This is a genomic window from Bifidobacterium sp. UTBIF-68, from assembly GCF_006408855.1.
GTDB classification, from domain to species: Bacteria; Actinomycetota; Actinomycetes; order Actinomycetales; family Bifidobacteriaceae; genus Bifidobacterium; species Bifidobacterium reuteri.
Genome location: NZ_JFAN01000030.1, coordinates 23,819 through 36,038, shown reverse-complemented (window position 1 = coordinate 36,038; position 12,220 = coordinate 23,819). Strand labels below are relative to the sequence as shown.

The window sequence follows — 12,220 nt, the reverse complement described above, 5'->3', positions numbered from 1 at the left end:
ATATGAGCGACAACAATTCCGCACGTGAGGATCCGCAGGCGGCCGGCGAACCGTCCAAGAGCGAATTGCGCCATCGCGCGCTGGCGCTGCGCAAGCGCACCACTTCCCACGAGCGCCTCATCGCCGGACGCGCCCTGGTGCGCGAGCTGCCCGAACTGACGGTCCGGCCGCATATGACGGTGGCGGCATACGTGTCCATGGGCACGGAGATCGAGACACGGCCGCTGCTGGCATGGCTGCTGACGCAGGACTGCACGGTTCTGGTACCGCGATTGGGTTCCGGCCTCGACATCGGCTGGAGCGTTGTCCGTTCGCTGGACGATCTGCAGGAAGTGAGCGGCACCGGCCATCTTCGGCCCGACGAGCCGAGTTCGGACGTGCTGCCTCCCGACGCCCTCAAGCAGGCGGATGTCGTCATCGCGCCCGCCCTCGGCGTGGACTCGCAGGGCGTCCGCCTTGGCCGCGGAGCCGGATGGTACGACCGTGCACTGGCCGCACGCCGGCAGGATTGCCTGCTGATCGCGGTGTGCTGGCCGTGGGAGGTGACCGGCGGCCGTCTGCCCACCCAGCCGCATGACGTGCCGGCTGACGCTGTCCTCACACCGGCGGGATATCGGCGGCTTCGGCGTCGCGCAGACGACTGATTCCCGGCATTGGCCTTGAGACCACCGGCTGCCGGGGCTGACCCACCGAAGCGAAGTGTCAGTGCTCTCAAGACGAAGCGTCAGCGCTCCCAAGGCGAAGTGTCAGGGCAATGACTAGGATATGAACGGTTGCTTGGCATGGCGCTGGGTCATGCGGGAAAAAACTTGTGTATGTGTGTGGAGGAATCCGTTGCCTACTTATCATTACCGCTGCAAGAACTGCGGCTACGATTTCACCGAACAGCAGTCGTTCTCCGACGATCCGATCACAGTGTGCCCGAAGTGCTCTCAGGAGCAGGTGCATAAGGTGTATTCGGCCGTGCCGATCGAATTCAAAGGCCACGGTTTCTACCGTACCGACAAATCATCCAAGTAATGTCCACGATGTGAAACTATGTGGATAACTCGGCAAGCTAGAACCACATAGGTCGGTTTGGCTTGCCAAGACGCTGACACTACGGTCACCATGTTCGCATGGTGACCTTTTCTGTATTGCCGAAATTCAGGATTCCGCCCACCGGCTCATTGCGGCGCCGACGGGCCTCTTTTGCAGCACGGCGCCTCACCGCCGCACTGTGCGCCGGTTTGGCATTGTTGTTCGCGATTGAAGCGGTGGTGTCACAGACCGGCACGGCACCGGTGGCGGTGGCCGCACGGCCGATCGCGCGCGGCGAGATCATCGGAGCGGACGATGTGGAAGTCATCCGGTTCCCTGTTGTCGCAGTGACGGCATCCATGACCGACTCCATTGACGAGTTGATCGGAAATGTCGCATATATCGATATCGGCGGCGGCGATCCGGTGCTGACATCGATGACTAGGGCTGCTCCGCTGGTGCCGCCGGGGAACACCGTGGTGGAAGTGCGATTGGCCAGCGCCTTGGACGAATTGGCAACCGGCGATCGTGTGAAACTGGTGTCAGCATTGGGATGCGCCGACGGCGGCCATTCCAGCGACGGGGGCAGCAACGAGAACGGTACTCAGACGGACACTTCGCCGTCGTATGGCACCGCCGCCACATGCGTGCTTGCCGACGACGCTCTGGTGATGGGCGTCAACGAGGCGGACCCGGATGCCGAATCCGGATATGGCACAGTGCAGCGCAAGGCATCATTCGCGATGCCGGCCGATGCAGCAGTACGCGTCATGCAATCACAGGAGGCCGGCGCGATCGTAGCCGTGATGCGCTGAAGTGAGCGGGCGCACCACAAGCGCCCGCGAAGGCCGCCTCACTGGGCGAAGTTCAACGCTTGTCGTTGAACACAGCCCAGTGAGGCGGCAGCTCCCCCAGGATGCGCTTGTCGTCGTCGGCGTCGCGCTGTTGCTCGGTCTGCATGTCACCGGGCTCGAGTTTGACGCCATCGGCGTCGAACCGCTCAGTGCCTTTCATGATCACACGCCTATGCTGACGCGGGGTTCGGCGGCTCGCCGAATACTCAGCCATGCCTATGCCACCTCGCGGTAGATCTCGCCGAGACGAGTCACGATACGCTCGACTTCCTTATCGGGATTGACGAAGGCAGCCACACTCCACACCGTCATGACGTTCCAACCCAACGACATCAGGTCCTGGCTGCTCAGACGGTGACGGCGGCGAGTGGATTGCACCGACATGAAATTGGCGTCATCGGTCTGCACAGCCAACGCGAACGGCTTGTCCTTCAAGCCTACGACGAGCGGGATCTTCACGCCCTTGTCAAAACCGTAATCCACCACAGCATCAAGGCCACGTGCACGCAGACGATCGGCAAGATCGTTGAACAGCACATTGCCGCCAGCCACGGAGCGCACCGGCAGCACCGGACGCTCATCCATCTGACCTGCCCACGACAGCACCGTTTTCAGGAATCTCGGGCCTGCCTGATGCAGGCGCTCGTCATCCATGTCCTCCGGGCCGAAGGCGGAAACGATGTCAAGATTGCGGTCGGCAAGCGCCAGAGCGTCCAAGAGCATGCCGCGACCCCCGTCGCTTTCCAACACTCCGAATTGCTGCAGCAGACGGCCGTGCACGGTCTTGGCGTAGCACATCGAAATGATCACGTCCGTGGCCTGCGTACCCGATACATCGCGCAACGGCACCAACCGCACATGACGCAGGAAGCGCCCCATCGGCTTGTTCTTGGAAGCGAGCGACTTGAGTTCGGCTCCCAGACGCGTACGGAACACGTCCGTCATCACCACGACGGCGAGGATGTAGCGGGAAGGCACCACGGTGAAGCTGGAGGCGCGCTCGGTGATGAGACGCACGACTTCGTCGATCTCCTGCTGACTGGACTCCACGAGACCGGTTGACATCACGGGTACGCCATTGGCCTCGATGCGGTGGAACCGGACCGAACCGGTGGCCGGCTCCGTAGCCACGTCGTAATCGACGGGCCCGTATCCCTCGGATTCCAGAAATGCAGCCAACCGTGGCGCACGGCAGCATGGCTGAGCCACCACTGTGACATGTGGCAGCATGCCAATCAGTTCCTTGACCGATTCGCTGGTGACCGTTGCACAATGGGCGATCACCACCACCTGGCGCACACGTCCCAGGATGGACAGTAGTTCGATTGACGGGATATGCGCGCATGCATCGAGAATGGCCACGTCGGCGAGCACGCCCGGCTCCGTGAGAGCGGCCAGGGTACCCGGCGCCGCCACCATGATCGGCTTGGCCGCAGCCAGGATCTCCGGATGGTCGCGGCGGATTCGGCTGAGCGTCACATGCCCGCGTCCCGCGAGCACGGTGTGCAGCTGATTGGCTTCCTGCGTGCGGGAGAACAGCATGTCGCACAGCCGGCGCATCGATTCCTGCGCCACCATCGGCCCGATGGAGCGCACGTGCTCCACATCGACTTGCGCGAACCGGTCGGATGCTGTCTGCAACGCAGACCCATCCTGATTCGAGATGATTGCGGACGAGCGAACGATGTCGTCGAACACCGTGGTCCACCATGCCAGCTGCAGTTCGCCGCGAACCTGATCGACGCCGACATGCCGAATGGTCAGGTCATTGACCAATTCAGTCAGGCCAGCCGCTGCGAGGTCCTGTTCCAGACGGCAACGTTCGGGCAGGGTATCCAATGCCTTGCGATCGTCGAGCAGCGCTTTCAGGCGCGCTTCGACCGTGTTGAAATCGACGGTCTCCAGATTGCCGCCGGTAGGCGTGGTGGCCAGCACGGTGTCCAGGGAGGTCATGTTGCCCAGCAGCCCATCAAGCGTGGTGATGATGTCGTCCAGCTTGGTGGGCAGCACCGGCCAGCCGCCGTGAGGCACGAACTGGCGCCACTGCTCCCCCTGCTTGGCCACGACCTTCAGCGCCTCATGCAGATCCTCCACCTGGGCGCCGACCCGCAACAGGGACTTTGCTTCCTTGATATGGCGGCGACGCTCCCAGAAGCCCATGCCGCTCCCCTCGGACTTGCGCTGCGCCTTGGACATCGTGGCCTGAATCATCGCATCGATGTCCCGCTCGAAAATCTCCGGCTGGAAGACATCAAGCACACGCCTGAGGTTCTTGAGCACCGTCACCTGACGCTCCCACTCACGTGCGGTGGCGGGTACAGGGAATCCGCACGTCTGCACCGTGCGCTTCACCTGCTCGCGCGTGGCAGGCAGATAGCGGCGCAGCAGGTCATCCACACGCCGATACGCATCGATGGCCTGATCCTCAGTGGTCAGATTCGCCTTGTACCAGGCCGTGTCTTCGGGGCCGATGGCGAATTCGCCGAGTTCTCCCGCACGCTCAAGCTTGCTGATCCACGCCTCCATGTCGGAGCCGACGGTAAGCGCGCTTTGCTCGCGCAGGCGCACATGGGTGGCGGGATGCGTGGGCAGTACGGAGATACGCGCCAGATTCTGGATGGTCTCATATGCGGAGACGTTCCACTTGTCGCTGACGCCGTGAAGATCGCCAAGGTATCGGGTCAGTCGGGAGCGTACCCCCACCAGCTCGTCGGCCAGCTGGTCGAAACGCTGGGTTGCCACGCCCGGCTGGAAGCCGACCGCTGCGATGAGCTGCTTGTCGATGGCCGCATTGGCGTGCTCATCCGAGACGTCAAGCAGCTGCGCCTTGAGCTCATGAGCCGATGCGGCCTGGATGAAGCGACGCTTCTGCTCGGTGACTCCGGGCACGTACAGCACGGAGCGTCCGCTCATCAGGCAGCGGGACGCGATAGCCACGGCCTGCTCGGCAGCCCCCTTGGGGAAGCTGCCATCGATTACGATGCTGTGACCGGCAGCTGCCAGATCCGCCGCGTACCGTACGGTGTTGTCCACATCCCCGACCGCGAATTCGGCATGCGGATCGGAATCGAACGGACTGTACTGTGGCGGATTCGCATCTCTGAGCGACGCCTGCGCCTGCTCGTCACCAGCGAGCGCATCCAACAGCACATTGCCGGTTGCACCGTTCTCCAGCTGGTCGATGAACTGCTGGCTTTCTGACACGATCAATGAGTTGGGATCCATGAAGCAGCCCAGCACGATATGGCGTTCGATGGCGAAATCGGCGATAGCCTCATGCGCCTCGGCGGCAATCCGGGAGAACATCGCGGAGGTCTCAGGCGTACCGCTGTCATAGCTGGATCCGTCGAACAGCGCATCCTCGTCCAGATACACGCGCTGCTCGCGCAGCACATTGACGAATGTGCTGTTCAGCGTGACGCGACCGGCGAACTGGATGGAGGGCGCGGAGCCTTCTTTGGGTAGGAAGACGGTCACTGGATACAGCAGCACCGGCAGCGCGTTGCCGTTCCATGTGGCTACGCCCACCGCCATCGACAGCTCCGCCACGCCGGAGATTCGGCGCTTGGCCGTCTGATCGTCGAGCACTCGGGTGAGATGGCGTTCCGCCGCCTTGAGCATGCCGGTATCACGGAACAAGGAATCCAGGCGGACGTGGCCTGATGCGAACAGCTGGGCGATTCCGGACGGATGGGCATGGGTCATGTCCAGTTTGGCCACCAGCTGGTTCACGTCCTCCAGCGGCGACGGTGCGAGCATGGCACGGTACTTGTCCCGCCAACCGCGGATACGGTTCAGTCCGATCATGGTGCTGGCCGTCCGCTCGTTCTGCTGTGCCTGATGTTCCTGCTGATTCTGTGGATTCTGCTGATTCTGTGGATTCTGCTGATCCTGCGTTTGAGTCATCTCCCGGCTCACTTTCCGACCGCTTCGCGGTATTCCTGATAGCCCTTGTTGTTGGCCAGAGCTTCATCGATATCAGCTTCGCCGCGGGCGGCAAGCCAAGCGTACATGTCATCGTACAGATATGGGTTCATCGCGAGAAACGCCAGCAATTCGGGACGGCGTGCGATCTCGAATTGCACCGAGAAGTCCTGCGTGGTTTGGGCATCGTTGGAATTGTACCCATCGACTTCCACCACCGGCTCCTGTGCCTTCAGCTCACCCTTCGCCACCTTGTCGAACACCGACCCCGGCTCGAATGCGGGGGTGTACGTGTTGGCTGCGGCATATTCCGAGGCACCTGCTGCGGCTCCGGCAAATGCGGTATCCGTACCCGTCTGCCCGGCGGCGCTCACAGTACCAGAGCCATCCGCATGGGTCGCGCCATCGCCAGCGGTATCGTCGCCCGGCATGACAATAGGCTCGAACACCAGCGACGGATTGGTAGCGTGCGTCGCGCCATCCGTGGTCTCCGTGGCATTCGTGGTCTGGCCATCGCCTGCCTGCGGATTGCTGGTCTGCTCATCGCTGGACTGCGCGGCACTGGACTGCTCAGTGTAGGCCTGTGCAGTACTGGTCTGCTCAGCACTGGTTTGCGCGGACCGTTCGGCAGACTCCCCGTCTGCGGGAGTCGATTCCGGCACTGCTGTGTCACTGTCACTCTCGCTTGCGGATGCGCTCAACGTGGCATCCTGGGCGGGGCCGCTCCCCTGTTCCGCAGACTGCGTTGCCGTTGATTCGGGCGACGGGTCCGGTACGATCGTCGTCTGGTCCACTGGCTCGGCATTGTTTGGTTCGGCATGGACCGATTCAGTATGGTCCGATGAGGACTGTTCCGCCAAATGCGCAGGATGGGCGATCGCATCCACCGGAACCAACCCGGAGATGCGGATACCCGGACGCAACGCGGACTTGGGCTGTTCGCTCTCAGCGGGCGTCTCCGGCTCCACGGGCTCCTGTGCAGCGGCTTGCTGCTGCGCTTCGGCATCGGCAAACAAATCACGCGGCGAGAGTGGTTCTTCGGGCTGATGGTTGAGTTGCACGATATTGAGACTGCCCAGCTCCAACTCGTTGACTTTGCGCTTCACACTATCCGCGCTGAATATGGCGGTAGGCTCCCCTGCGCGCAAATCGAGAATATCGTCCACCGACATGTCCGCGGCATCCGGCTCCTGCGGTGCATCGGACGTGGCATAGCCGAAGAGATCCGGCACCGGCTGGCTGGATTCCGCGTCAACAGGCTCGTCGATACGGATGAAGTCGGCAGGAACATCACCGAACTGCATACGCATCGGTGAGACAGGCAGGAGAAAATCGGCATTCGCCGGCAGACGGAGCAAATCCCCGTTGTCACGCACCACATATGAACCGTTGGTGGAACCAAGATCGCGCACGCATGCCGAACCATTCTCCTGCACCGAGAACAATGCGTGACGTTTCGACATCGACTTGGTCTGGTCGACCACATCCAGACGGGTGCGGCCATTGGCGGCAAGCGGGCGCAATGGCTTACGACCAATCTCCAAGCTCTCGCCAGGTTTGACGCTGACCTGATCAACTCCATTGATCCGCACCGTCCACTCGCTCACCATGACCGCCTTCCTAAACACACTACTGACCACATTACGTGCAATTGTGTCATCTTGTGCTGATTTTCCGCGAATTATAACGAGAAGAATCGCCCGGTTTTGTCGAAAGGCTCTATTCCCCTCGTCAACTGACGGAGACTGACTGACGGAGATATAACGTTGCTGACGGGGAATAAGACGTTAGCTGATGGAGAGACCACATAATTCCGTTGTATTTCCGTCAGTCAACGGGGAAATCCACAGCGTCTAGTCAGACTAGCGTCTGACCCGCAGCGTATTCCCCTCAGTGTCCAAACCGACAGTGCCCAAACCGCCAGGCCAATAGGCCGATAGTTTCATCGCGCACAAATCAAGAAATACAAGAAACCCCGCATCCTGATTGCTCAGATGCGGGGTTTCACAAGCTGTTGATTCGCGGCTCAAGCCGCACAAATCACTTGAGCTCGACGGTGGCGCCAGCCTCTTCCAGCTGAGCCTTGGCCTTCTCGGCGTCTTCCTTCTTGGCCTTCTCGAGGATGGCCTTCGGAGCGCCGTCAACCATAGCCTTGGCGTCAGCCAGGCCAGCGTTGGTGATGGCCTTGACAGCCTTGATGACCTGGATCTTCTTGTCGCCGACAGCGGTCAGGACGACGTCGAACTCGGTCTTCTCCTCTTCCTCAGCAGCAGCGCCAGCAGCCGGAGCGGCAGCGACAGCGGCGACCGGGGCAGCGGCCTCGACGTCGAACTTCTCTTCGAAGGCCTTGACGAACTCGGAGAGCTCGACGAGGGTCATTTCACCAAAAGCTTCCAGGAGCTCTTCGTTGGTGTACTTAGCCATGATGGCTTCCTTTCATTCTGGCGGCGGCCTGCACGACTCGGCGGCCTTACCGTCTCAATGTTGTATTTGTTTTCCGAATTGTTCATGCGGCGAGCCGCATGGGAATCAAGCTGCCTTTTCCTGCTTCTCGCGCAGAGCATCGATCGTACGCACGGCCTTGGTAGGCAGAGCGACGAACAGGTATGCGGCCTTGGCAGTCGTGGCCTTGAGGTCTCCAGCGAACTTGGAGAGCAGCTGCGGGCGAGACATAAGGTCGGCAAGCTTCTTGGCACCCTCGGCGTCGTAGACGGTGCCATCGGCATAGCCGCCCGAGATCACGAGAGCCTTGTTGGTCTTGGCAAAATCACGCAGCGTCTTCGCAGCCTCGATGAAGTCGCCCTTCACGAAGGTGATGGCGGTCGGGCCCTTGAGCAGGTCGTCGAGACCCTCAATGCCCGCTTCCTTGGCGGCGATGCGCGCCAGCGTGTTCTTAGCCACAGTGTAGGAAGTATCGCGGCCTAGCTTTTCGCGCAGTTCGGAAACCTGCGGAACGGTAAGCCCGCGGTACTCGGTCAGGTAGACAGCATCAGCGTTACGGAACTGTTCCGTAAGCTGAGCGACCACCGCTTCCTTTTCGGGCCTCTTCATGGCGTTCCTTCCTAAATCGGCCATTGATCTGAAATCGGAACACTCGGCTGGGCAATAAAAAAGCCCTGCGCACAGGCAGAGCAATACATCATGAAGCGTATCCGCTTCGGTCCTTATCGGACGCATATCTCTCAACCTGCGCTGGCTTGGCGAACCAAACTTCGGAAGTGCGTTTGCGCGCACCTCAACCAACGGTCTGTGGTTTACGAGTGGATAGACTACGGTCGGTCGCGGACAAAGCAGCCGTCGCCCATCACATCGGCGTGTCGCAATAGCAACGATTCTGCCATCGAATCCCAATAATCTACGGAGTCAAGCCAATCCAGCCGAACGCTTGGCACAATCGTTGCGGCTGACCCATCATACAGTGCAACGATTCTGCCATGCAGGCCGATTGATTGACGCAATACCGCCAATCTCCGCTCGGCAATGGCGGAATCGTTGCGGATGTGCCGCCAAAACAAACGGGCAGGCCGACCCAGCGGATCGACCTGCCCGAATCATAGGCTTGCCAAGCCCGTCACAGAATCGCCATGCACACGAAGTCCAGGATGAACAGCGCGGAGACGATCCAGAGCATCGGATGGACCTCCTTGGCCTTGCCCTTGCAGGTCTTCACGATGCAGTACATGATGAAGCCGCCGGCGATGCCGTAGGAGATGGAGTAGGAGAAGGCCATGAACACGGCCGCGAAGAACGCCGGGATGGCCTCGTCGATGTCCGCCCAGTTGATCTCCTTGAGCGAAGCGGCCATCATGCAGCCCACCAGCACCAGTACACCGGCGGTGGCGGCGGACGGCACAGCGGAGACCACCGGGGCTAGGAACGCGGACAGCGCGAAGCAGACCGCCACGACCACCGAAGTCAGGCCGGTACGGCCACCGGCCGCGATGCCAGCCGAGGACTCCACGTAGGTGGTGGTGTTGGAGGTACCGCAGATGGCACCGATCGAGGTGGCGATGGAGTCGGCGAACAGGGCCTTGTCCATCTTGGAGGAGAAGCCATGGCCGTTCTCCAGCGCCTTCTCGTCCTCCAGGGAGAAGATGCCGGTGCGGCGACCGGTGCCGATGAAGGTGCCGAGCGTGTCGAACGTATCGGACATGGAGAACGCGAAGATGGTCACGATCACCAGCGGCAGCTTGGCGGGATCGGAGAACAGCGCCGGGAAGCCATCGGCGGAGAAGATCGCGCCGAAGGTCTGCGGCAGCTGGGAGAAGGTCTCGGAGATGGACATCGAGGAACCGAAGTTGGTCACGCCGAACGGGATGCCCACCACGGTGGTGATGGCGATGGCCAGCAGAAGACCGCCCTTGACCTTCATCACCGTGAATACGACGGCCAGCAGCAGGCCGATGAGGAACACCCACAGCACCTTGTCGTTGAAGGTGGCAAGACCAGGCGTGGCGGCCACGGCACCGCCAGCGGCGGCGGCTTTCGGATCGCCGGGCGTGAACTTGATCAGGCCGACGTTCAGCATGCCCACGTATGCCACGAACAGGCCGATGCCGCCGCCGATGGCCTGCTGCAACACCACCGGGATGGCCAGGATGATCATCTTGCGAATCTTGGTGACCGTGATGATGATGTTGATCAGACCGCACAGGAACACCATGCACATGGTCTGCTGCCAGGTGAAGCCCAGGCCGAAGCACACGGTATAGGTGAAGAATGCGTTGAGGCCCATGCCGGCCGCCTGCGCGTACGGCACGTTGGCGAACAGGCCCATGACCAAGGTGCCGATGATGGCCGCGATGATGGTGGCGAGGAACACGCCTCCCCACGGCATACCGGTCTGGGACAGAATCTGCGGATTGACGACGATGATGTACGCCATCGCGAAGAAGGTGGTGAGGCCGGCCAGGATCTCAGTCGAGACGGTCGTGCCGTTCTCCTTCAAATGGAAGAACTTCTCCATTACTCTCTACTTCCTTGGGTTGTGCGGGGTTTCGCCGTTCGCCGGCAAGCGAGAGACGTCGATGCGTGGCGCCGACACAGACGCATAAACGTCAATACGGCCAATCGTCTGATTTGCTTGTCGTGCTGGACATGGTCACCCCGGCGAGAATTGCGACTCGCCCTGATCGACCTGTCCGCGCGCGTTCGACGCAGTCACCCGATCAGAACCATCGTCGATTATAACCGGTGCATATATCGCGAAAACACTGCCGTCGGATTCAGCGAATGCAGTTAGCGGAAAAGCGTAGACTGACAATCGCAGATAAGCGGCCGAAAGAAGGGGAACATGGCACAGACACCGGTGGAAGTCAGCATCACTTCATGGAGAAAGAACACAGTCAAACCGGGGCACGAGCACGGGCGCGTGCTGCTGATGCCCGGCACTGGTTACAACTGCGATCGTCCGCTATTGTATTGGGCTGCCCAGGCATTGGCGGAGAACGGCTGGCGCATCGATCGCATGAATGTGCGCAATGCTTCGGACGACCTGTCCACCGTAATTCCTGTACTCAATGATGCCATCGACGTTTGGGTCGCATCAGTGCGCAATGCATCCGGCGCCGATGGCCCTGCCTCGCCTGCCCGCGCGCCGCGACTGCTGCTGATCGGCAAATCGCTGACGACGATGACCTATCCGCATGTGGCATCTCACTATGGTCTGCCGTTTGTATTGCTTACTCCGGTGCTGCATCACGCCGACTTTGACCCGTCGGCGCGTGTGATTCCTGTGCCCGCCGTCGGCGATGACATCGTTGGCGAGCCCGAAGCGCCGAGCGTGGAAGAGGCAGCGCAGGCGATTCGCTCCGAACATGCCGGCGATTCACATGCCCGAGTCAGCCGTTACAACGGCCCTGCGCCGCTGATTTGCGCCGGCACTGCAGACCCGTTCTACGACCGTACGCGCGCGAATGCACTGACCCCGCACGTGCATGAGTATCCGGATGCCAACCACTCGATCGAAGTCCCCGGCCATTGGCGTCGTTCGCTCGACTATCTCAAGGAAGTCACCGCTTCGGTGGCGCAGTACGCCGCCACGCTGTGATGTAATCGCACCGCAACGATTCTGCCAAAGCAGCTGGCAGATTGGCTTAATCAGAGTAAGTCATAACCCGCCATGGCAGAATCGTTGCACTTCATAATGCATCAACAGCAACGATTCTGCCAGGCAACCAAGCCAATCGGCATAATTGCGCCAGACTGGGCGAGGATTGGCAGAATCGTTGCTGTCATATCCCATCAAAAACAACGATTCTACCGACGAATCCTATGAATCGGCATGATTGTGTTAATCAATCAGCCTGCACGGCAGAATCGTTGCGGGCGATACAGCAACAACCGCAATGATTCTGCCAAACTAACGAGCGAATCGGCTTCATTGCAGTACATCATCGTCCGTCATGGCAGAATCGTTGCTG

10 protein-coding genes are annotated in these 12,220 nt (G+C 60.8%); 4 read left to right on the top strand and 6 right to left on the bottom strand.

What is annotated here, in order from left to right; all coding sequences use genetic code 11:
- The first annotated feature begins 2 nt into the window (after positions 1 to 2).
- The 3 genes from BW14_RS09085 to BW14_RS09075 all read left to right on the top strand — a co-directional run bounded on the left by BW14_RS09085 (position 3) and on the right by BW14_RS09075 (position 1,835).
- Positions 3 to 644: a 5-formyltetrahydrofolate cyclo-ligase gene (locus tag BW14_RS09085; RefSeq protein WP_258186104.1), complete on the top strand. Its 642-nt coding sequence runs from the start codon at positions 3 to 5 to the stop codon at positions 642 to 644.
- Positions 645 to 834: 190 nt separating this feature from the next.
- Positions 835 to 1,020, top strand: a complete 186-nt coding sequence (locus BW14_RS09080; protein WP_044089141.1) for an FmdB family zinc ribbon protein — start codon at positions 835 to 837, stop codon at positions 1,018 to 1,020.
- 98 nt (positions 1,021 to 1,118) lie between these two features.
- The gene (locus tag BW14_RS09075) at positions 1,119 to 1,835 is read left to right on the top strand and encodes an SAF domain-containing protein (protein WP_081886467.1); all 717 of its coding nucleotides are present in this window, start codon (positions 1,119 to 1,121) and stop codon (positions 1,833 to 1,835) included.
- A 52-nt stretch (positions 1,836 to 1,887) separates the two neighbouring features.
- Here the strand turns inward: BW14_RS09075 and BW14_RS09070 are convergent, their stop codons facing one another.
- From BW14_RS09070 to BW14_RS09040, 6 genes are all read right to left on the bottom strand, one after another.
- Complete coding sequence (locus tag BW14_RS09070) at positions 1,888 to 2,088, bottom strand: hypothetical protein (protein ID WP_140462812.1); 201 nt, start codon at positions 2,086 to 2,088, stop codon at positions 1,888 to 1,890.
- A 2-nt stretch (positions 2,089 to 2,090) separates the two neighbouring features.
- Positions 2,091 to 5,681 (bottom strand): helicase, encoded by a 3,591-nt coding sequence (locus BW14_RS09065; protein WP_140490367.1) that lies wholly within the window; start codon positions 5,679 to 5,681, stop codon positions 2,091 to 2,093.
- Between the two features lie 107 nt (positions 5,682 to 5,788).
- Positions 5,789 to 7,405: an FHA domain-containing protein gene (locus tag BW14_RS09060; RefSeq protein WP_044089170.1), complete on the bottom strand. Its 1,617-nt coding sequence runs from the start codon at positions 7,403 to 7,405 to the stop codon at positions 5,789 to 5,791.
- Positions 7,406 to 7,838: 433 nt separating this feature from the next.
- Positions 7,839 to 8,222, bottom strand: a complete 384-nt coding sequence (rplL, locus tag BW14_RS09055) for a 50S ribosomal protein L7/L12 (RefSeq protein ID WP_044089143.1) — start codon at positions 8,220 to 8,222, stop codon at positions 7,839 to 7,841.
- A 105-nt stretch (positions 8,223 to 8,327) separates the two neighbouring features.
- Complete coding sequence (gene rplJ / locus BW14_RS09050) at positions 8,328 to 8,849, bottom strand: 50S ribosomal protein L10 (protein WP_044089145.1); 522 nt, start codon at positions 8,847 to 8,849, stop codon at positions 8,328 to 8,330.
- A gap of 520 nt (positions 8,850 to 9,369) precedes the next feature.
- Positions 9,370 to 10,764, bottom strand: a complete 1,395-nt coding sequence (locus tag BW14_RS09040; protein WP_140490359.1) for an NCS2 family permease — start codon at positions 10,762 to 10,764, stop codon at positions 9,370 to 9,372.
- Positions 10,765 to 11,091: 327 nt separating this feature from the next.
- Between BW14_RS09040 and BW14_RS09035 the strand changes: the two genes are divergently transcribed.
- Entirely contained in the window at positions 11,092 to 11,847 is a 756-nt protein-coding gene (locus tag BW14_RS09035; protein WP_140490357.1) for a hypothetical protein, read from the top strand.
- Positions 11,848 to 12,220 lie beyond the last annotated feature (373 nt).

What these genes read in the sequence shown, in the direction of transcription:
- BW14_RS09070 (WP_140462812.1), bottom strand. Translation starts at nt 2,088, where the DNA reads ATGGCTGAGTATTCGGCGAGCCGCCGAACCCCGCGTCAGCATAGGCGT.
- BW14_RS09040 (WP_140490359.1), bottom strand. Translation starts at nt 10,764, where the DNA reads ATGGAGAAGTTCTTCCATTTGAAGGAGAACGGCACGACCGTCTCGACT.
- BW14_RS09035 (WP_140490357.1), top strand. Translation starts at nt 11,092, where the DNA reads ATGGCACAGACACCGGTGGAAGTCAGCATCACTTCATGGAGAAAGAAC.
- rplL (WP_044089143.1), bottom strand. Translation starts at nt 8,222, where the DNA reads ATGGCTAAGTACACCAACGAAGAGCTCCTGGAAGCTTTTGGTGAAATG.
- rplJ (WP_044089145.1), bottom strand. Translation starts at nt 8,849, where the DNA reads ATGAAGAGGCCCGAAAAGGAAGCGGTGGTCGCTCAGCTTACGGAACAG.
- BW14_RS09075 (WP_081886467.1), top strand. Translation starts at nt 1,119, where the DNA reads ATGGTGACCTTTTCTGTATTGCCGAAATTCAGGATTCCGCCCACCGGC.
- BW14_RS09085 (WP_258186104.1), top strand. Translation starts at nt 3, where the DNA reads ATGAGCGACAACAATTCCGCACGTGAGGATCCGCAGGCGGCCGGCGAA.
- BW14_RS09065 (WP_140490367.1), bottom strand. Translation starts at nt 5,681, where the DNA reads ATGATCGGACTGAACCGTATCCGCGGTTGGCGGGACAAGTACCGTGCC.